This is a genomic window from Citrobacter sp. CK202 (assembly GCF_030333225.1).
Classification (GTDB): domain Bacteria; phylum Pseudomonadota; class Gammaproteobacteria; order Enterobacterales; family Enterobacteriaceae; genus Citrobacter_B; species Citrobacter_B koseri.
The window spans coordinates 501212-521856 of record NZ_JAOWGI010000025.1; the positions used below are offsets into that span (position 1 = coordinate 501212).

Below are 20645 nucleotides of genomic sequence, written 5' to 3' on the forward strand. Positions count from 1 at the left end.
TCGAAAATTATTGTTGCTCTGCCGCAATCATCTCTTCGATTTCTTTAATGATACCGGCGGCGTTTTTTATCGCGTCCTGGAGCGTAATTTCATACACATCGCGCGACTCAAACCGTTCATTGTCTTCGGGGGTTACGGCAACGGAATGGATGATTAGCGTCGCCTCAGCGATATCCTGCGCCGTCAGGCGATTCTGGATGCCGTCCGCCCCCTGGGTTTCAATTTTCACCTCGTATCCCGCTTCAACCGCCGCCTCTTCCAGCGCCTGAGCCGCCATAAATGTGTGGGCCAGCCCCATCGGGCATGCGCAAACAGCAATAAGTTTTTTCGCCATAACAGACTCCTCCAGATAGTTAACGAGAGAAATTATGGCGGTGAGAGCCTGCGCATTGTTATCAGACAAATAATGCTTTTACTGGACAAATAATCCCGTTAAACAGAAATGTGACGGGCGTCGGAAAGGTCGGCGACGGGCACAAAAAAACCGCGTCAGTGACGCGGTTTAAGACCGGATAATGCATGTCATGCCCTGCCTGATGGCGCTAACGCGTATCAGGCCTGCCGATCTTCAATTACAGAATTTGCCCTAACGTCTGGCGCAAATGCGCGCCGGAGCCGAGCAGACCGGGATTATCATGCACAATCAGGTAAACCGGAATATCCTGAACGTAGGCTTTGAAACGGCCTTTGTCTTCAAACCCGCCACGAAAGCCGGAGGCTTTAAAGAACTCCAGGAAGCGCGGCACGATGCCGCCCGCAATGTAGACGCCGCCAAACGTGCCCAGCGTCAATGCCAGATTACCGCCAAAACGGCCCATAATGACGCAAAACAGCGACAGCGCACGACGAGAGTCAATGCAGGTATCCGCCAGCGCGCGTTCGGTAATATCTTTCGGTTGCAGATTTTCCGGCAGACGGCCATCAGATTTGACGATAGCACGATACAGATTCACCAGCCCTGGCCCCGACAACACGCGCTCGGCAGAGACGTGACCAATTTCCGCACGCAGTTCTTCGAGAATAATGCCTTCCTCTTCGCTGTTCGGCGCGAAGTCAACGTGACCACCCTCGCCCGGCAGGCTGATCCAGCGTTTATCGACATGAACCAGGTGTGCCACCCCTAATCCGGTTCCGGCGCCGTAAACGGCAATCGGTTTGCCGGCAACCGGTTCCGCGCCGCCGAACTGGATCAGATGCTCTTTGCGCAGCATCGGGATCGCCATCGACACGGCGGTAAAATCGTTGATGATTTCCAGATGGCTAAAGCCAAGATTCTTTTTCATCTCCGCAATAGAAAATGCCCAGGTGTGGTTAGTCATCGCCACCCAGTCACCGGTGATCGGGCAGGCGATAGCGATACAGCCGTCTTCCACCCTGGCGTTATGCTCGTCCAGATACACGCGCACCACGGCTTCGAGGCTCGGATAGTCCAGCCCGGAATAGGTTTTCGCCTGCGAAATCTCCCCGCTGGTCATATCGCACAGAGCAAGACGCGCGTTGGTGCCGCCTACATCACCTACTAAAGCATATTTTGTCATTCTTCTACTGCTCCGCTAAAGTCAGAATAAATCTTTGCCACACTGTAAATTCATGGGGGCATAACAACAACGGTCGAAAGGCGAGCTCCCCAAAAATATCGATCTGCATCACATAATTACTTTATCGTTTCAGCACCATTTGCAGCGATGCCGTCGGGCAGGCTGTGCAAACTAAGCATATGACTCAGTATTAAGGAATAGATCATGCTCCATCCGCGAGCCAGAACGATGCTGTTATTATCGCTTCCCGCACTCATTATTGGCATTGCCTCCAGTCTGGTATTGATCGCCGTGATGAAAGTCGCCTCCGTTTTACAGCGCCTGCTGTGGGAGCAAATCCCCGTCGGCCTAGGCATTGCTCATGATTCCCCCGTCTGGATTATCGGCATGCTCACGTTTACCGGGATCATGGTCGGGCTTGTCATCCGCTACAGCCCTGGGCATGCGGGCCCGGACCCGGCGACCGAACCGCTGATCGGCGCGCCGATGACCCCTGTCGCGCTTCCGGGCCTGCTGATCGCGCTCATTCTCGGCCTGGCAGGTGGAGTAAGCCTGGGGCCGGAGCATCCCATTATGGCGGTGAATATCGCGCTGGCCGTCGCTATCGGCGCGCGCCTTTTCCCACGCATAGGGGCGCTGGACTGGACGATCCTGGCTTCCGCAGGCACTATCGGCGCGCTGTTCGGCACCCCTGTCGCCGCCGCGCTGATTTTCTCGCAAACCCTGAACAGCTCTGACGATACGCCCTTGTGGGATCGTCTGTTCGCTCCGCTGATGGCGGCAGCCGCGGGATCGTTAACCACTAGCCTGTTCTTCCATCCGCACTTCTCCTTGCCGATTGCGCACTACACGCAAATGCGGCTGAGCGATATTTTCAGCGGCGCAGTGGTGGCGGCCATTGCGATTGCGGCGGGTATGGTGGCGGTATGGTGTTTACCACGTCTGCATTCGTTGGTGCATCGTCTGAAAAATCCGGTACTTATTCTCGGTATCGGTGGTTTTATGCTGGGGATTCTGGGCGTATTGGGCGGGCCGCTGACTCTCTTTAAAGGACTGGACGAGATGCAGCAGCTGGCGTTCAGCCAAACGCTGGGCGCCACGGACTACTTTATGCTGGCGATCGTTAAGCTGGGCGCGCTGGTTATCGCCGCCGCCTGCGGTTTCCGGGGCGGGCGTATCTTCCCGGCGGTCTTTGTGGGCGTGGCGCTGGGTCTGATGCTGCACGCGCATGTTGAAGCGGTTCCGGCGGCAATTACCGTCTCATGCGCGATTCTGGGGCTGATGCTGGTCGTAACCCGTGACGGCTGGCTGAGTCTGTTTATGGCCGCAGTCGTCGTACCGGACACCACCCTGCTTCCGCTGTTGTGCATCGTTATGCTTCCCGCCTGGCTCCTGCTGGCAGGCAAGCCGATGATGGCCGCCAACCGCCACGACAGATAACCAGCCACCGCGTTTACTCCCCGTTGCGCGATTCCAGCGCGCGGGTGACGGTACGCAGCAATTCCGGCAAATCGGCTTTCGGCAGCACGACCTCAATCAGCGAAAGCCGCTGCGGGGATTTCAGGCGCGCCAGCACTTCCTCCAGCTGGATAGCCTGCGTTACCCGCCAGCACTCCGCCTGACAGTTCGCACTGAGCGCCTGCGGAACCTGCGTCCAGTTCCATCCGGCGATATCGTTATAACGCTGGTTCGCCCCATGAATGGCGCGCTCCACGGTATAGCCATCGTTATTGAGCAGCAGAATGACCGGCGACTGTCCATCCCGCATCATCGACCCCAGTTCCTGAATCGTCAGCTGCGCCGCGCCGTCTCCGGTAATCAGAATCACTCGCCGTTCCGGGCAGGCGGTTTGCGCGCCAAAGGCGGCGGGCAAAGCATAGCCGATTGATCCCCAAAGCGGTTGCACCAGCACGTCCGCGCCAGCAGGCAGTGAAAGATCCGCCGCGCCAAACGCGGCGGTTCCCTGATCGGCAAGGATAATATCGCCCGGCAGCAGGTACGCCTGTACCGTATGCCAGAAGTTTTCTTGCGTCAGCGCCCCTTTCTCAATATGGCCGCCGGGCGCATGTGCCGGGGTCGGAGGAGGCGAAAATGAAAGTTCCAGACATAACTCACGCAACGTAGTGACCGCCTGCTCCATCGACAGACCGCTGAACCAGGTATTCCCAACGCGCGAAGCATGCGGCTGGATTTCAATCGTGCATTCCTGCGACAGTTGCTGTGTGAAACCCGCCGTCAGCGTATCAACAAACCGGGTGCCTACGCAGATAACGGTATCAGCCTCTTCAATCGCCTGACGCACCGATTCACTGCTGGCTCCGGCGCTGTATGTACCGACAAAATTCGGGTGCTGCTCATTAAACAGCCCTTTGCCCATGAGCAGCGTCGCATGCGCTATTGGCGTCTCCGCCATCCAGCGTTGTAAAACCGGCTGCAAGCCGAAACGCAGGGCGAGAAAGTCTGCCAGCAGCGCCACGCGCGGGCTGTTCATCAGCCGCTGGCGCGCGCGATAGCGAAACGCCGCCACCGTGTCATTTTCCCCTTCAGCACGGTCAGGTGTGAGAACGTTTACAGGAGGGACAGCAGGTCGTTTTGCCACATCCGCCGGTAACATCAGATAGCCGGGTCTGCGCATCGTCAGCATTTCGCGTAATACGCGGTCGATTTCATAACAGGCGTTCTGTTCATTCAACACGGCGCTGGCGGCCGTTACAGCCTGGCTTATACGGTAAAAATGCTGAAAGTCGCCATCGCCGAGAGTGTGATGCATCAGTTCGCCCCGTCGCTGTGCGCCGCTGCATGGCGCGCCGACAATATGCAGCACGGGAACGTACTCTGCGTAGCTTCCCGCCAGGCCATTAAGCGCGCTTAACTCCCCTACGCCGAAAGTGGTCAACAACGCCCCTGCCCCGGCTAACCGGGCGTAGCCATCAGCCGCATAGGCGGCATTCAGCTCATTCGCGCACCCTACCCAGCATACGTCACGATGCGCAATCACATGGTCAAGAAACTGCAAATTATAATCGCCCGGCACACCAAAAAGATGCCCGATACCGCAGCCTGCCAGTCTGTCCAGCAGGTAATCCGCAACGGAATATGGGGTTTGCATGACAGCTATCCTTCTGACGGTAACCTCATGTTGAGTATTAAAGAACTGTGATAGCTGTCCAGAAAAGCTGCTGCAAAAGGGGTGGAAAGCAGGATTTACAGTTTTTCACGGTGTAATCTCATTGAATAACAATCCGTGTAAACGTATACACTGGAAACTCACGTCATTCAGAGGGCAACAACATGGTTTATCGGGCCGATGAAAATCGCTACCAGACAATGGAGTATCGCCGCTGCGGTCAGAGCGGTTTAAAGCTCCCCGCCATTTCACTTGGGCTATGGCACAATTTCGGTGATACCACTCAGGTAGAGAACAGCCGGGCGCTACTACAGCGTGCTTTTGATCTGGGAATTACCCATTTTGATCTCGCGAATAATTACGGCCCGCCGCCAGGCTCAGCAGAGCGCCATTTTGGCCGTATCCTACAGGAAGATTTTTTACCGTGGCGCGATGAACTGATCATTTCCACTAAAGCGGGTTATACCATGTGGGATGGCCCTTACGGTGACTGGGGTTCGCGCAAGTATTTGATAGCCAGCCTCGATCAAAGCCTGAAACGTCTGGGACTGGAGTATGTCGATATCTTCTATCACCACCGCCCTGACCCGGAAACGCCGCTCAAAGAGACGATGAAAGCGCTGGATCATATTGTTCGTCAGGGAAAAGCGCTGTACGTCGGGATTTCCAACTATCCGGCGGATCTGGCCAGACAGGCCATTGAGATCCTGGACGACCTGGGCACGCCGTGCCTGATTCACCAGCCCAAATACTCGATGTTCGAGCGCTGGGTCGAAGACGGCTTGCTGGCCTTATTGCAGGAGAAAGGCGTTGGCAGTATCGCCTTTTCACCGCTGGCGGGCGGGCAATTAACCGATCGTTATCTCAACGGCATTCCGGCTGATTCCCGGGCCGCCAGCGGAAGCCGCTTCCTTAACCCGGATCAGATTACCCCGGAGAAACTGGAAAAAGTGCGCCAGTTAAATGCGCTGGCCGGACGTCGGGGGCAAAAGCTGTCCCAGATGGCGCTGGCCTGGGTGCTGCGCGACGACAAAGTGACGTCAGTGCTGATTGGCGCCAGCAAGACCGCACAAATTGAAGATGCCGTGGGGATGCTGGCGAATCGTCATTTTTCTCCCGCCGAATGCGCAGAAATCAACGCAATCCTGAACGGCAGCCAATAATCACTTTTTAGCAAAAAGTGCTCTCACTCATGATTTAAGAGTTAAGGCGATGAAACGGGGCTTTACCGCCCCGTAATATTGCGTTAACAGGCCGATTACGGCTCGATCGTGAAGGAGAAAAAGAATGTTCAGGTCACTGATTCTGGCGGCAGCCTTATTGGCTTTTACACCGCTTGCCGCGAATGCTGGCGAAATCACCCTGTTGCCATCGATAAAATTACAAATTGGCGATCGCGATAATTACGGTAACTACTGGGACGGCAGATACTGGCGCGACCGGGATTACTGGCACCACCATTATGAATGGCGTAAAAATCGCTGGTGGCGACACGATAATGGCTATCATCGCGGCTGGGATAAGCGCAAAGCCTATGAACGCGGCTACCGCGAAGGCTGGCGCGATCGCGACCACCACCCTGGCCGGGGTCACGGACACCGTCATTAAAAAAAGGAGCCTGCGGGCTCCTTTTTTTATGCTTACATCTTTATGGTCAAATCCTGCGCTTTTTATTCTCCACCATTTGCCCTTGAGCAAAAATCTTCTGACCGTATCTTATCCTCAAGAGAATTCACGTCAGGATTAACTTATGAATGCTAATTTTAAGAATGAAATTCAGACATTCGGCCGATCGTTATTATTGCCGATTGCCGTGCTGGCGCCTGTTGGGATGGTCATGGGAATTAGCTCTGCGTTAGGCCAGAGCTATATGATTGATAAACTTCCCTTTCTGGGTAATGAAATTTTTAAAGCTGTATTATCTTCTCTCGGATTAATCAGTAGCGTCGTATTTAATAATATTCCTCTGTTGTTTGCGATGGGCGTGGCTTACGGCATGTCCAAAAAAGAAAAAGGAATTGCGGTATTTGCTTCCGTCGTCGCCTATTTAACGCTGCTTATCGCTATGCATGTGCATCTACAATTAGCCGGGACGCTAGCCAAAGAAAACCTGGCGCTTGTGGGACAGGGAATGGTATTAGGCATTCAGACCCTGAAAATCGAAGCGCTTGGCGGTATTATCGCCGGGTTGTTGGCAGCTAAAACTACCGACCGGTTCTACCGGTTACAACTACCGTTAGCCTTCGCCTTTTTTAGCGGTAAAAAATCCGTCGCGATTTTAGCTATCGCATTTTCTATTCCCGTTGGGCTGATCATTCCTTTTATCTGGGATCTTTTTACCGCAGGCATGCGCGCCATCTCAACAATTATGATGGCCCCCAACATTGGCGCCGGGATTTATATGACGCTCAACCGCCTACTCATCCCATTCGGTCTGCACCATGTGCTCAGTTCCACTGTGCGATTCACCGCAGCGGGCGGCACGTACCTCATTGACGGTCAAACCTACGTCGGTATTTTACCGGCCATCAATAAAATCCTTTTTGAGCTTGGCCCGTCCCACCCAGCATGGAAAGAGTATATGCCGACTCTCACCAGCTATCTTGCCTCATCCCAAATGCTGACGACGCTGTTCCGCGTCCCGGCAATTGGCCTGGCGATGTATCACATGGCTTATTTCAAGAACAAGAAATTCGCTAAAGGGATGATTCTGACTGTCGTATTAACCGCCATGCTGGGAAATATTACCGAGCCGCTGGAGTTTTCATTCCTGTTTATCGCACCGAAGCTATTTATTATCTATGCGGTACTTTGCGGATTGCTGACTATTCCGCTGCAAATACTGGAAGTATCCATCGGCTACATTCGCGGCACAATCTTCGATTTCGGTATTTTTGGCCTGATGTATGAACATACCCACTGGGTCAATCTGATTCTTCTTGGGGCCATTAACTTTGTCGTCTTCTATTTTGTCTTCCGCTTCGCTATAGGAAAATTTGATATTAAAACGCCAGGACGCGAGAGCGAAATTGCAGACAGCACTTTATTAAACAATAAAGAGTACGACAAAGTCGCCGAACTGGTTATCCAGGGACTGGGCGGGACAGAGAATATTAAGCGCGTCGAGAACTGCGTGTCGCGTCTGCGCATCGATTTAAAAGATCAGAAAAAGGTGGATATGGCCGTACTGAAAGAATCCGGCTCGCTGGGAACGTTTATTCCCTCCAGCAATCATGTCCATGTCGTGTTTGGCCCGCATGTAGAATTTGTCCGCAACGCGGTAGACGACCGCCTTGTCGGTGCGAAATAAGATCAAGGAGACGGTAATGCGCGCACTGTATGATTCAAAAAGCAAAACGATCGACGATCGTGGTATGAAAGCCCTGCTTAGCCAGCAGGCGCGAGTCCAGTCATGGCTGGATGTGGAAGCTGCTCTGGCGCAGGCGCAAGCCGAGCACGGGATAATCCCCGCCAGCGCCGCGACCAATATCGCCGCCAGTTGCCATATCGACAAAATCGATATGGCGGAAATGGAGCGTCTGCTGCGCGAAATCGGCCACGGTTTTGTCCCGGTGATCAAAGTGCTGGTCAAAGCCTGCGACAGCGAAAGCGGGAAATATGTTCACTACGGCGTAACCACCCAAAATATCCAACAAACCGCCCAGCTATATCTGGCAAAGCAATTTGACGCGCTGATGCAAGGATTCGTAAGCGATATTTTACGCAATCTGGCGAGGATGGCGTCTGACCACCAGTCCACGATTATGGCCGGACGTACCCACGGGAAACATGCGTTGCCGATCACCTGGGGCTACAAAGCCGCCGTGTGGATTGATGAGTTATTAAGCGCTCAGCAGCGAATGCAGGAAGCAGAAAAGCGTGTCTTTACCGTGATGATGGGCGGCGCGGTGGGCGCATTTCACGCCACCGGCAAAACGGGGCGACTGGTGCAGGCAAGCGTAGCGCAAAAACTGGGGATGCACTCAATGCCCATTCCCTCCCGCCACTCCCGCGTCTATCGTACGGAATACATCAGCAACCTGTGTCTGCTTGCCACAACGCTGCATAAAATTGCAGAAGAGGTGTATCAGACTTCAGGCGAGGAGTTTGCCGAGGTTTCCGAAGCGTTCACGAAAGGAACCGTTGGTAGCAGTACGATGCCGCAAAAGGTCAATCCTAAACTGGCGAAGGGGATTATCGCCAACGCGCAGAAATTGTATTCCGTTATGACGTCCTGCCTGTACGTCAGCCCTCGTCCTTTCGAGGCTGACAGCTCGGCCTATTTTATCTTCGATGCCAACATTCAGGAGAGCATGGAGTTAATGGCGGAAATTGTGATGCGCGCGGAAGAGTTGACCCGCACGCTGGTTATCAACACTGACCGTATGCGACAGAACGTCCAGTTAACTCATGGCCTCATTAACAGTGAAAAAATCATGATGCAACTGGTGGAAAGGCTGGGCAAAGATGCCGCTCATGAGCGTGTGTACCATCTTGCAATGCGCAGCACCCACGAGGGGATTCCTTATGCCAATGTTCTGCGTGAAGATCCGCTCATTCGCCAGCATTTTAGCGATGCGGAAATTGATTCGCTACTTGACCCTGCTCACTATATCGGCCTGTGTGCGGAAATCGCCCAGGAAACGGCTGTACGAGTATGGGAGAAAAATAACCGCTGACGCCCTGTTCTTTCAGGCAAGCGGCGCATCATCACGCCGGACGGGGCAAGGCGCCAGCTAGATAAAAACATCGCCATAATGCGCGTTGAGGAACGCTTTTAATGCCTCCGGGCTCAACCCCTGTACCTGCTGAACAAAAGTATCAGCAGGTATTTTTTTGCGCGTGGAGGCCAGTCCGTGTTCGCGTAACAGTCGGAAGTCCTCTTGCGTCAGCCAGAAATTCACTTTGACATAGTTCAGCCCGGCATACCTGAGGTGACTTGATATTTTATTGGTAAAGGTGATAAGCAAATCGAAATCCAGATGCTGTAGCTGAGCGATCTCATTGATATTGATGCATGCCGGAATATCAATATGAAAGCGGGAGAAAAGCACCTCTTTAAAATACCCTACCTTACTTTCCGATGAGTTAGTCACAATGATGACCCGCTTTTTCGGATCGCTCACCACCCGGTTTTTGAGTTCGTATTTTTTGATGATCAGCACCAGCGTCGCCAGGTGAATGGCTGAAAAAGACGTTTGCCAGTTATCTTCGATCTCTTTCACTGCGTGCTGAACATACGCCCACCATTCCGGGTAACGCCGCCGGACATCATGCAGTTTTTTATCATCAAACCAGAGATGGAATTTATTCTGGATGATAGCCGCGTAAATGAAGTTATAAATCTCCGTGAACCAGGCGTCTTTATTGTGGATAGTGATGCCAGGATACCCTTCTAAATCGCAGCAGGTACGTTTGACGTATAAGACAAGCCGGGCGTCGTATAACGTGAAAGGACGATGGGTAAACGTCAGCGAGGCAATCAACAGATTCAGGCATGCATTTTCATGCGCATCGGGTAACACATCATACGAAAACGTCGTCAAAAATTGAGCTGCGGTACTCTCTTTGATCCAATGCCCTCGCCTGATACGGTGTAATGCGAGGCTCAGATACACTAATAAGTATTTTCTGCCGTTATATCCCAGGGTAATCACGGGGCTGATGACGTTCTCATAATATGCTGCCGCCTGTTTAATCTCCGGGGAACACTCGCGGAGAAATTGTTCAGCGATGGAGCGGTTGATCGGTTCATTAGCCTGATGAGCAATCAACAGGTGATCTGCCCCGATCTCAACGGTTTTCAGAATGGACATACACACCGCGACCCGCAGTTGAAATTCATCACCTGTAAGCCGGGAGCCTTTACGTGGAATACTCTGTAATACCAGATCGTGGCCCCGTATCAACTGCATCATCACAGGGTTATCATTTTTTACCGTGCCCGCGCTGACATAGAATTTTTTGTAGTACTCATTTTTATTCACGACATCATGCAGACAGAGCGCCACGAAGAGATCTTTCACTCGCTCCTCCGCCGTAGTGATATAGCGGTTAAACTGCACGCGCTGCAAAAATTGCCGGTATTCGCTGTAGCCAATTCGGGTGGTAATAAATTGATTGTCCTGGTGGAGATGCACGTTTTCCGGCAAGAGTTCATTCAACTCTTTCATTGTTCGTTTTAGCGTTGAGAGCGTTTTGCCAAAGCGACGAACCGCCTCCTCGACAGGGAGCGAATTGTTATCCTGCAAATATTTTAAGAAAGAGAGATCAAAATAATTCATGAACGCTTGCCTGTTAATCATGCAAGATTCAGGATAGCGGAAAACATGAGATAAAACCGTGACCTGCTACGAGTCACGGTCTTCAAATCACAACCCCAGCGCGGTTCCTACCAGCAACCAGATATTCAGCGCCACCACCAGCACCACAATCATCCAGCCGATGTACTTAACCCATTGGGTATTCACCAGATCGCCCATCAATGTGCGATCGCTGGTAAAAATCAATAACGGCACCAGCGCCAGCGCAATGCCGAAACTCAGCAGGACCTGGCTCATCACCAGGATTCGGGTTGGATCGAGCCCCATAAGAATAACGATAAACGACGGCATCATCGTGATGGTGCGGCGTACCCACAGCGGAATGTGGAAGCGAACAAATCCCTGCATCACAACCTGCCCCGCCAGCGTACCGACCACGGTGGAAGAGAGCCCCGCCGCAACCAGGCTCAGGCCGAACACCGTCGCCGCAGCATGGCTAAGCAGCGGTTCCAGCGTCAGATACGCCTGATCAAGATCGGCAATACCGGTATGCCCGCTAAAATGGAACGCGGCGGCAGCGGTCGCCATCATCGCCAGGTTCACGAACCCTGCAATCGTCATCGCTATCGCCACATCCCATTTAGTGGCAGCATAGCGCTGCTGCCGGGAGCCGCCGTGCAGATGCTGTGTTAAAGAAGAGTGCAGATAGATAACGTGGGGCATGATGGTCGCGCCCAGCACCCCGGCGGCCAGAAATACCGCCTCAGAGTTCGGCAGGCTGGGGATGATCATCCCTTTGCTCAGCTGCGCCAGGCTTGGCTGCGAAAAAATCAGTTCCACAATATAGGCTGCGGCCACAAACAGCAGTAATCCGCCAATCACTTTTTCCAGCGGTTTTTGCCCACGACGCTGCAACATCAGAATCAGGAATGTGGCGATACCCGTCAGCACCGCCCCCTGCAACAGGGAGATACCGAGAATGAGCTTAAAGCCGATCGCTGCCCCGATAAATTCCGCTAAGTCGGTGGCCATCGCGATGATTTCCGCCTGAACCCAATAGAACCAGACGACAGGGCGCGGGTAATGATCGCGAATTTGCTCCGCCAGGTTTTTGCTTGTCGCAATCCCCAGTTTGGCCGACAGAACCTGGATGAGCATCGCCATCAGGTTCGCCCAGACAACCACCCACAGCAATTTATAGCCAAAGCTGGCTCCGGCCTGAATATTGGTCGCAAAGTTACCGGGATCGATGTATCCGATCGCGGCGATGAACGCCGGGCCCATCAATGCGAGCCTTAACTTGCGCGCCGCTCGTCCACTACTGCTTTCAACGCGATCGTTTGTCATCTTTTGCCTCAGAAACATAGCCTTTGCTATGTTTTATGCTATGTTTATTGAGAATGATTATCAAGTGCATTTTAATGGGTAACGTTGATATCTCTGATAGCGCCAGGCTATGGGCCAGCAAGGGAGGGTCGAAAAACAAAACCAGGTTGTTTGTTAATTGTATGAGATTAGCACAATGACATAACTTTTCACTTCCATACTAAACATAACAGAAACGTATTCCAGATCACTAATTTTGAATCTCATCACAGCTCCTTATTATAGTGTGTGTTTGATCTCGTTTTCTTTATTGTTGTTGCATAGAATGTGCACGGAAATTAAACCTGCCTCATATTTGGAGCAAATATGGACCGCGTCCTTCATTTTGTCCTGGCCCTCGCTGTTGTTGCGGTACTCGCACTGCTGGTAAGCCATGACCGTAAAAAAATTCGCATTCGTTACGTCATTCAGCTGCTTGTTATCGAAGTTTTACTGGCCTGGTTCTTCCTGAACTCAAACGTTGGCCTGGGCTTCGTGAAAGGTTTCTCCGAGATGTTTGAAAAACTGCTCGGTTTTGCCAACGAAGGGACCAACTTCGTTTTCGGCAGCATGAACGATCAGGGCCTGGCCTTCTTCTTCCTGAAAGTCCTTTGCCCCATCGTCTTTATTTCCGCGCTGATCGGTATTCTTCAGCACATCCGCGTTCTGCCGGTTGTGATTCGCGCGATTGGTTTCCTCTTATCCAAAGTCAACGGGATGGGTAAACTGGAATCATTTAACGCCGTCAGCTCCCTGATTCTGGGCCAGTCTGAGAACTTTATCGCGTATAAAGATATCCTCGGCAAAATGTCCCGCAATCGTATGTACACGATGGCGGCAACGGCAATGTCTACCGTATCCATGTCTATCGTGGGCGCGTACATGACCATGCTGGAGCCGAAATATGTCGTTGCGGCGCTGGTTCTGAACATGTTCAGCACCTTTATCGTTCTGTCAGTGATCAACCCGTATCGCGTCGAAGCCAGCGAAGAAAATATTCAGATGTCTAACCTGCACGAAGGTCAGAGCTTCTTCGAAATGCTGGGCGAATACATTCTGGCGGGCTTTAAGGTCGCGATTATCGTTGCGGCGATGCTGATTGGCTTTATTGCCCTGATCGCGGCGCTGAACGCCCTGTTCGCGGCCGTTCTGGGCATCTCCTTCCAGGGCATTCTGGGTTACATCTTCTACCCGGTGGCCTGGGTCATGGGGGTTCCGGCGAATGAAGCGCTTCAGGTAGGCAGTATCATGGCGACCAAACTGGTATCTAACGAATTCGTCGCCATGATGGATCTACAGAAAATCGCCTCTACGCTCTCTCCGCGCGCGGAAGGCATCATCTCTGTATTCCTGGTCTCCTTCGCTAACTTCTCTTCCATCGGGATTATCGCAGGCGCGATTAAAGGTCTGAACGAAGAGCAAGGCAACGTGGTTTCACGTTTTGGTCTGAAACTGGTGTACGGCTCAACGCTGGTGAGCGTACTGTCTGCGTCTATCGCAGCGCTGGTGCTGTAATTACGGTATCGCCAGGCGGCGCAAACGCCTTCATCTGGCCTTACGACGCGCAACCGGGGACATGTTCCCCGGTTTTTTTATAGCTGTGGCGCTTCCAGCGGGCGCGGTCGCCCAATCAGATAACCTTGCAGATAGTTCACGCCCAGGCTTAAGAGTAATTCCCGCTGCTCCGGCGTCTCGACAAATTCGGCAACCACGCATAAGGATTTCGCTTTCGCGAGATCGGTAATTGATTTCACGATCATCGCATCCAGAGAGTCCGTCATAATGTCTTTTATGAAGCAACCATCAATCTTGATGATGTCTGCCCGCAGGCGTTTAAGACGTTCATAGTTCGCGTATCCCGTACCAAAATCATCAATGGCTATCCTGAAACCGAAATTCCGCAGTTGCGCAATATTCTGCGTGCTGATTTCAGAATTGGAAAACGCCTGCTCCTCGGTGATTTCGATGATCACGCTTTCAGGCGTAATACCATAACGCCTGAACAGGCCGATAATGCGTGATGCGCTCTCTTTATTCAGTAACGTCAACGGCATTAAATTGACCGAGAAACGGGCGCCCGGCGCTGTCGTCGGGTGGGTGGCTATCCATCGCAGCAGGGCTTCCACAACCTGTAAATCAAAGCGGGCGCTGAGGTTAAATTGGGCAATCAGTGGAATAAACTGGTCCGGCGTCATGATGCCGTCATCACTTTTCAGTCGCGCCAGAACCTCCGCATACCCTTTCCCCTGCGCGTTGAGAATCGGTTGCGCGTACAAAACCAGATCGCCGTTCTCCAGCGCTTTGCGAACCTTTTGCAGCAGTAATACCCGTTCCGTCGTCTGATCGGAGACCGCCTCAAGACTTTGGGTCAGCGCCATAACCCGGTGGTTCGCGCAGGATTGCTCCGACAGCCAGCTAAGTTGCCCCAGCAGGGGTTGCAGCGTCTCCTGCCTGCCGTCGTAAGCGCCCCACGCGGCGCCGTATTCCATGTCCAGCCCGGTATTGTTCCAGTAAATTTTGCGGCTATTGAGGAGATTAACCATATGTTGCAGGCGGGCTTCCGTCTCAGGGCCGCGAAGCACTAACAACAATTCGCTGCCTGGCACCTGAAATACGCTCTCGTTTTCTTGCAGGAACGGTTGCAGCATTCGACACACCGAGCGTTTGCAATGAACGCGCATCAGCATGCCGTAATGTCGACTCAAAAATTCCAGGTTTTCCATCCGCAGGCAGCAAACCGTTTGTCCTGTTCCCTGCAACAAAAATTGCTCCAGCGCGCGAATGTTAGGAAGGCGCGTCAACGGGTCGGTTAACGCCTGACCATGCCACTGTCGGTTCAACCATTCGCTGCGTTGATAAATACACACCATATACAGCAAGCAAATACTAAAGGAGATGAGAACAGAGAGGATAAAGGCCAGTGAATATTCGGAGCCGACGCCCTGTAAGAAATTCCGGTTATACACCAGCAGGCACAGCGCAGAGATGGCCCAGCTGAGGTTCAGCAGCGGATAACTCAGCTTGCCCACGCCGAGCGTAAAAACAATAAAAAAGACGGGCACCAGATAACCGGCAATATAGTCGGCATCAAAAGGCGCGCACATCAGAACGATCAGCGCCACGACGACGGAGATCCAGGTCAGGGTAAACAGACGCTTCTCTTTGACCAGATACGGCGCAATGTCCCTGCGCCAGAAAATGCGGCAATAGCGCGGGTTGATTATCATCCGCAGAGGATAATAAAAGAGCATCGTGAAAATCAGGACCGCTGAAATCAGGCTCAGAATATCCACGATGGTATAAATAATGGTTGCTGTACCAAAGAATGTTGATATCGCAACAGGGTAGTCCAGACAATGCCCCGCGAGATACATGCTGGCTTTGATGCCCGCCGGCGCGACAAACCCGAGCCAGAAGATACGCAACCAGATATTCCTGTCAGGCAATCCATGACGCCAGCGCGCCCCCACTTGCCAGCGGACGATCCCGCAAATGCCCAATACGGAAAAGGTCTGACAAAATAACAGCACCGCTGCCTGCATTAACGGGAGATGAAGGTTCCAGTGATTGGTCGCCATCATCGCTAAAATGATGGGGACAATACCGCGTCGGCCAAATAAGAAAAGCACGGAAAACATGACGCATAGCGGCAGCCAGGCCAGGAAAATAGAGCTGTCATCGACAACGGCGAGCGGAGAAATAGAGCGGGAGAACTGTATGCCGACAATGGATAGCGTCAAAGAAACGATAAATATTCTTATATTTTTTAGCAAGTTATGCTTATCCTGCATAGATTCCCTGTTCTCATCAGTCACGCTATAAGGCACACAAATAATAAGTTTATTCGTGACGCGAAGCAAACCTGCACAGGCCTGATATCAGGCGCTCTTACACGTTCTTTCATTTGATACAAAGGTATTGACGCTTACTGAAACTGTATTACAAAAATGGCGGGAACGCAGATACAAAAAACCCCCGCTTTTCAGCGAGGGTTCAAATTTTGGTGGAGCTAAGCGGGATCGAACCGCTGACCTCTTGCATGCCATGCAAGCGCTCTCCCAGCTGAGCTATAGCCCCACGATGCTTTTACGTACCAGATTTGTTGGGATTCAAATTTGGTGGAGCTAAGCGGGATCGAACCGCTGACCTCTTGCATGCCATGCAAGCGCTCTCCCAGCTGAGCTATAGCCCCGTCACGTAAAGCTTGTCGAGTTGACGGGCGGCATCATATGAATTCCCTTCGCATGTGTCAACGGCAAAATGCCACCGGCAAATTCAATCGCTGAAAAAGCAGGCAAATGAAGAACATTGCGTAACAACTCGCATTTAGTAGTTAAACGCGTCACGGTTTCAACTAAAATGATGCTATAAAGTGAACCGCTAATTAACCATACGACTATTCAGGGAATCGTTATGTTCAAGGAACGGATGACACCAGAAGAACTCGCTAATCTGACCGGTTACAGCCGACAAACCATCAATAAATGGGTGCGCAAGGAAGGCTGGACGACGTCGCCCAAACCAGGCGTACAGGGAGGAAAAGCCCGGCTGGTACATGTTAATGAGCAGGTTCGCGAATATATCCGCAGCGCCGAACGTTCTGCGGAGGGAGCATCGGAATCCTTTTCGTTAACCAGCGATACCTCTCTTGAATCGCTGCTGGTCACGCTGGCCAAAGAGATGACGCCATCTGAACAGAAGCACTTTACGTCTTTGCTTTTGCGTGAAGGGATTACCGGTTTGTTACAACGCTTAGGGATTCGCGATAGCAAATAATATGAAAAAATTACGCAGCAAAATGACGACCGAAGAGCTGGCGGAGTGCCTTGGCGTCGCCAGACAAACCGTTAATCGGTGGATCAGAGAACAAGGATGGGAAACTGAAAAGTTTCCGGGCGTAAAAGGCGGTCGGGCAAGGCTCATTCACATTGATGCTCGCGTACAGGAATTTATTCTTAACATCCCTGCCTTCCGCAACCATTCTGCGTTTTATCAGGCGGAGGAGCCGCTTGCCGAATACAGCCACGTTGTGCGCAGCCACGCCTATCGCCAGATTATTGATGCCGTGGAAAACATGTCGTCCAAAGAGCAGGAAAAGCTGGCGCAGTTTCTGTCGCGAGAAGGCATACGCGGTTTTCTCGCCCGTTTGGGCCTTGATGAATCGTAGACCCAATAAGCGCAGCGCCATCGGGCAACAGGCCGGATGGCGGCGCAACCCCCATCCGGCCTACGGTTAATACACCTTACTGCTGATTTTCACGTTCCGCGATAAAAGCCAGCGCTTTATTGATGCGCTCAATGCTGCGGGATTTACCAATCGCATGCACCGTGACGTCCAGCGCCGGAGACTGGCCTGCGCCAGTGACGGCAACGCGCAGCGGCATACCGACTTTACCCATCCCCACTTCCAGCTCATCGGCTGTCGCCTGAATTGCATGGTGTACGTTTTCTGCGCTCCACTCTGTGATGGCCGCCAGCTTATCACGCACCACTTCCAGCGGCTGACGCGCGACCGGGCGCAGGTGTTTTTTCGCCGCATCCGCGTCGAACTCAGCAAAGTCCTCATAGAAATAGCGGCAGCTTTGCGCCATCTCTTTCAGTGTTTTGCAGCGTTCGCCCAGCAGTTTCACCAGTTCAGCCAGTTGCGGGCCGTTACGGGTATCGATATTCTCCTGCTCAATGTGCCATTGCAGGTGCGTTGCCACATATTCCGGCGCCAGAGAATTGATGTAGTGATGGTTCAGCCACAGCAGTTTGTCAGTGTTGAACGCACTGGCGGATTTGCTCACGGCATTCAACGAGAACAGCTTGATCATCTCTTCACGGGTGAAGATCTCCTGATCGCCGCTGGACCAGCCCAGACGCACCAGGTAGTTCAGCAGCGCTTCCGGCAGGTAGCCGTCGTCACGATACTGCATCACGCTGACCGCGCCATGACGCTTGGACAGTTTTTTTCCGTCGTCGCCGTTGATCATGGAAACGTGTGCGTACACCGGAACCGGCGCGTTCAGCGCTTTCAGGATGTTAATCTGGCGCGGCGTGTTGTTGATATGGTCTTCGCCACGAATCACATGGGTGATTTCCATATCCCAGTCATCCACAACCACGCAGAAGTTATAGGTCGGGGAACCGTCGGTACGACGAATGATCAGATCGTCCAGCTCCTGGTTGCTGAATTCGATCGGCCCACGGATCTGGTCGTCAAAAATAACGGAGCCGTCCTGCGGGTTGGCAAAACGCACAACGCAAGGCTCATCGTCAGAATGATGTTCGTGACCATGACGGCAGCGGCCGTCGTAACGCGGCTTCTCGCCTTTCGCCATTTGTTCTTCGCGCAGCGCTTCCAGACGCTCTTTGGAGCAGTAGCATTTATATGCCGTACCCGCTTCCAGCATCTCATCAATCACCGCGTTGTAACGATCAAAACGTTTGGTCTGGAAATACGGGCCTTCATCCCATTCCAGGCTCAGCCAGTTCATACCATCCATAATGGCTTCAATAGCTTCCGGCGTGGAGCGTTCGAGATCGGTGTCTTCAATACGCAGCACAAACTCACCGCCGTGGTTACGTGCAAAAAGCCAGGAGTAAAGAGCAGTACGCGCGCCGCCGACGTGCAGATAGCCTGTCGGGCTTGGCGCGAAGCGAGTTTTGATTTTCATGAAATGGCCTTACGTTTATTAAAGATGCCGACAACCGGCAAATCCGGGAAAGATTATCAGGCTGGTATTCTATCACCGTGGTCTGATTCCTCAATGTTGTTCGGGTTGGAACATCACGCTTTGCGATTTTCGTATACAAATCATGCTGAACGGAGTAATTCGCGATCGTTTTGTTTAAATTTACGACGAACGGACAATTTCTTTAGAAAATGCGTTGACTCATTTTCAACTCTCCCTATAATGCGACTCCACACAGCGGGGGTGATTAGCTCAGCTGGGAGAGCACCTCCCTTACAAGGAGGGGGTCGGCGGTTCGATCCCGTCATCACCCACCAACTACTTTATGTAGTCTCCGCCGTGTAGCAAGAAATTGAGAAGTGGGTGATTAGCTCAGCTGGGAGAGCACCTCCCTTACAAGGAGGGGGTCGGCGGTTCGATCCCGTCATCACCCACCACTTTCTCGCCAGCTGAATTTCTTGCAGTAAAATGAAGTACCGAAGTGGGTGATTAGCTCAGCTGGGAGAGCACCTCCCTTACAAGGAGGGGGTCGGCGGTTCGATCCCGTCATCACCCACCACTTCGGGTCGTTAGCTCAGTTGGTAGAGCAGTTGACTTTTAATCAATTGGTCGCAGGTTCGAATCCTGCACGACCCACCAATGTAAAAAAGCGCCCTAAAGGCGCCTTTTTGCTATGCGCGATATTTATCGCTTCGCTTATCAGGCAATGCTCAACGAATCAGCGCATCAATCAACTTCGTTAATGCCGGTGTTGCCTGCTGCGGCTCGTAAACAATATACAAATCTGCCGGAATACGTTCTTCCAGAGGGCGGAACACCACGCCCGGCCAGTTCATCTGCGCATAACTGTCCGCGATTAACGTAATGCCAATCCCCATGCTGATCATCGCCAGCACCGTTTGCGGCTCCATAACTTCACGCACTATCATCGGCGTAAATCCGGCCTTCTGACAAACACGTTGCAAAAATGCCCAGTCGGTATGAATCGAAGGCATGGTGACGAAATATTCGTTGCGTAACGCATCAAGAGGGATCGCCGGGCAGCAAGCCAGAGGGTGATCTTCCGGCATCGCCACCAGAAATGCGGATTCATGTAAGCGCAGGCTGGTAAATCCCTCCGTCGGTTCGATCGCCATTCTCCAGATGCCAGCATCCAGCTCGCGTCGCTCCAGTAACGCCATCTGCATCGCAGGCATTTTTTCGCGAAATAACACCTCGACATTGGGGTTCTCTTTCAAAAAACGGCGCATCACAGGACGCATTTTCCCCCACATCGCCGTGCCCACAACGCCCAGTTCAATGCGCCCTGCCTCACCGCGTCCGATCTGTTCCACGCGCGCAAATGCCTGATTCGCGCTGAACAACAAACGCCGCGACTCTTCCATGAGAATTTTCCCCGCATGCGTTAACGCCACGCTGCGGGAATGGCGAACAAACAACGGCGTGCCGAGCTGATTTTCCAGCTCTTTGACATGAAGACTAAGAGGAGGCTGAGACATATTCAGACGCGCCGCCGCCCGGCCAAAATGCAGCTCCTCAGCAACAGCGAGAAAATAGCGCAATAATTTAAGATCTATACGATGTACGCGTTCCATGATTATTGCGCTCCACAGATAAGGAATAATGCGCAACGTTAGCACATTTGTCTCAGGGACGTTGAAACGGCGGGCAGGCG

17 protein-coding genes and 6 tRNA genes are annotated in these 20645 nt (G+C 52.6%); 12 read left to right on the top strand and 11 right to left on the bottom strand.

Going from position 1 to position 20645, the window contains the following annotated elements:
* Positions 1–7: 7 nt before the first annotated feature.
* Positions 8–334, bottom strand: a complete 327-nt coding sequence (locus OGX84_RS11865) for a PTS fructose transporter subunit IIB (protein WP_047462211.1) — start codon at positions 332–334, stop codon at positions 8–10.
* Between the two features lie 238 nt (positions 335–572).
* Positions 573–1538, bottom strand: a complete 966-nt coding sequence (gene glk, locus OGX84_RS11870; RefSeq protein ID WP_012131396.1) for a glucokinase — start codon at positions 1536–1538, stop codon at positions 573–575.
* 204 nt (positions 1539–1742) lie between these two features.
* On the opposite strand from glk, the gene OGX84_RS11875 reads away from it, so the two are divergent.
* Complete coding sequence (locus tag OGX84_RS11875) at positions 1743–2978, top strand: ion channel protein (protein WP_112001795.1); 1236 nt, start codon at positions 1743–1745, stop codon at positions 2976–2978.
* A gap of 13 nt (positions 2979–2991) precedes the next feature.
* Here the strand turns inward: OGX84_RS11875 and OGX84_RS11880 are convergent, their stop codons facing one another.
* Positions 2992–4647, bottom strand: a complete 1656-nt coding sequence (locus OGX84_RS11880; protein WP_112001794.1) for an alpha-keto acid decarboxylase family protein — start codon at positions 4645–4647, stop codon at positions 2992–2994.
* Between the two features lie 182 nt (positions 4648–4829).
* Here OGX84_RS11880 and mgrA point away from each other — a divergent pair, with 182 nt between their 5' ends.
* From mgrA to OGX84_RS11900, 4 genes are all read left to right on the top strand, one after another.
* Positions 4830–5828 (top strand): L-glyceraldehyde 3-phosphate reductase, encoded by a 999-nt coding sequence (gene mgrA, locus OGX84_RS11885; protein ID WP_047462199.1) that lies wholly within the window; start codon positions 4830–4832, stop codon positions 5826–5828.
* 124 nt (positions 5829–5952) lie between these two features.
* Positions 5953–6273, top strand: a complete 321-nt coding sequence (gene ypeC, locus OGX84_RS11890) for a DUF2502 domain-containing protein YpeC (protein ID WP_024130138.1) — start codon at positions 5953–5955, stop codon at positions 6271–6273.
* Between the two features lie 142 nt (positions 6274–6415).
* Positions 6416–7975, top strand: a complete 1560-nt coding sequence (locus OGX84_RS11895; RefSeq protein ID WP_058667820.1) for a PTS transporter subunit EIIC — start codon at positions 6416–6418, stop codon at positions 7973–7975.
* Between the two features lie 16 nt (positions 7976–7991).
* Positions 7992–9344, top strand: coding sequence for a class-II fumarase/aspartase family protein (locus OGX84_RS11900; protein WP_286458027.1), 1353 nt, complete (start codon positions 7992–7994; stop codon positions 9342–9344).
* A 57-nt stretch (positions 9345–9401) separates the two neighbouring features.
* On the opposite strand, the gene OGX84_RS11905 is transcribed toward OGX84_RS11900, so the two are convergent.
* From OGX84_RS11905 to OGX84_RS22820, 3 genes are all read right to left on the bottom strand, one after another.
* Positions 9402–10949: a BglG family transcription antiterminator gene (locus OGX84_RS11905; RefSeq protein ID WP_112001791.1), complete on the bottom strand. Its 1548-nt coding sequence runs from the start codon at positions 10947–10949 to the stop codon at positions 9402–9404.
* 87 nt (positions 10950–11036) lie between these two features.
* Positions 11037–12275 carry an Nramp family divalent metal transporter gene (locus OGX84_RS11910; RefSeq protein ID WP_024130137.1) on the bottom strand — a complete coding sequence of 413 codons (1239 nt, stop codon included), beginning with the start codon at positions 12273–12275 and terminating at the stop codon, positions 11037–11039.
* Positions 12256–12345 (bottom strand): hypothetical protein, encoded by a 90-nt coding sequence (locus OGX84_RS22820; RefSeq protein WP_418222348.1) that lies wholly within the window; start codon positions 12343–12345, stop codon positions 12256–12258. Before OGX84_RS22820 ends, OGX84_RS11910 begins: the two co-directional genes overlap by 20 nt.
* Positions 12346–12620: 275 nt before the next feature.
* On the opposite strand from OGX84_RS22820, the gene nupC reads away from it, so the two are divergent.
* On the top strand, positions 12621–13808 hold the full coding sequence (gene nupC / locus OGX84_RS11915; RefSeq protein WP_012131386.1) for a nucleoside permease NupC: 1188 nt from the start codon (positions 12621–12623) through the stop codon (positions 13806–13808).
* A 77-nt stretch (positions 13809–13885) separates the two neighbouring features.
* Here nupC and OGX84_RS11920 read toward each other — a convergent pair whose 3' ends face one another.
* The 3 genes from OGX84_RS11920 to OGX84_RS11930 all read right to left on the bottom strand — a co-directional run bounded on the left by OGX84_RS11920 (position 13886) and on the right by OGX84_RS11930 (position 16485).
* On the bottom strand, positions 13886–16084 hold the full coding sequence (locus OGX84_RS11920; protein ID WP_112001790.1) for a bifunctional diguanylate cyclase/phosphodiesterase: 2199 nt from the start codon (positions 16082–16084) through the stop codon (positions 13886–13888).
* A gap of 210 nt (positions 16085–16294) precedes the next feature.
* Positions 16295–16370, bottom strand: a tRNA-Ala gene (locus OGX84_RS11925).
* Between the two features lie 39 nt (positions 16371–16409).
* Positions 16410–16485, bottom strand: a tRNA-Ala gene (locus tag OGX84_RS11930).
* 221 nt (positions 16486–16706) lie between these two features.
* On the opposite strand from OGX84_RS11930, the gene OGX84_RS11935 reads away from it, so the two are divergent.
* Both OGX84_RS11935 and OGX84_RS11940 read left to right on the top strand, forming a co-directional pair.
* Positions 16707–17069, top strand: a complete 363-nt coding sequence (locus OGX84_RS11935; RefSeq protein WP_012131384.1) for a YfeC-like transcriptional regulator — start codon at positions 16707–16709, stop codon at positions 17067–17069.
* A gap of 1 nt (position 17070) precedes the next feature.
* Positions 17071–17460, top strand: coding sequence for a MerR family transcriptional regulator (locus tag OGX84_RS11940; protein ID WP_012131383.1), 390 nt, complete (start codon positions 17071–17073; stop codon positions 17458–17460).
* Positions 17461–17536: 76 nt separating this feature from the next.
* Here OGX84_RS11940 and gltX read toward each other — a convergent pair whose 3' ends face one another.
* Entirely contained in the window at positions 17537–18952 is a 1416-nt protein-coding gene (gene gltX / locus OGX84_RS11945) for a glutamate--tRNA ligase (protein ID WP_047462188.1), read from the bottom strand.
* Between the two features lie 259 nt (positions 18953–19211).
* Between gltX and OGX84_RS11950 the strand changes: the two genes are divergently transcribed.
* The 4 genes from OGX84_RS11950 (at position 19212) to OGX84_RS11965 (ending at position 19609) form a co-directional block, all read left to right on the top strand.
* Positions 19212–19287: transfer RNA gene (locus OGX84_RS11950), tRNA-Val, on the top strand.
* Positions 19288–19331: 44 nt separating this feature from the next.
* Positions 19332–19407, top strand: a tRNA-Val gene (locus OGX84_RS11955).
* Between the two features lie 46 nt (positions 19408–19453).
* Positions 19454–19529 (top strand) — tRNA-Val (locus OGX84_RS11960).
* A gap of 4 nt (positions 19530–19533) precedes the next feature.
* Positions 19534–19609 (top strand) — tRNA-Lys (locus tag OGX84_RS11965).
* A gap of 71 nt (positions 19610–19680) precedes the next feature.
* Here OGX84_RS11965 and OGX84_RS11970 read toward each other — a convergent pair.
* A complete protein-coding gene (locus OGX84_RS11970) occupies positions 19681–20565 on the bottom strand; it encodes a LysR family transcriptional regulator (RefSeq protein WP_047462185.1) in 885 nt (294 codons plus the stop codon).
* Between the last annotated feature and the right edge of the window lie 80 nt (positions 20566–20645).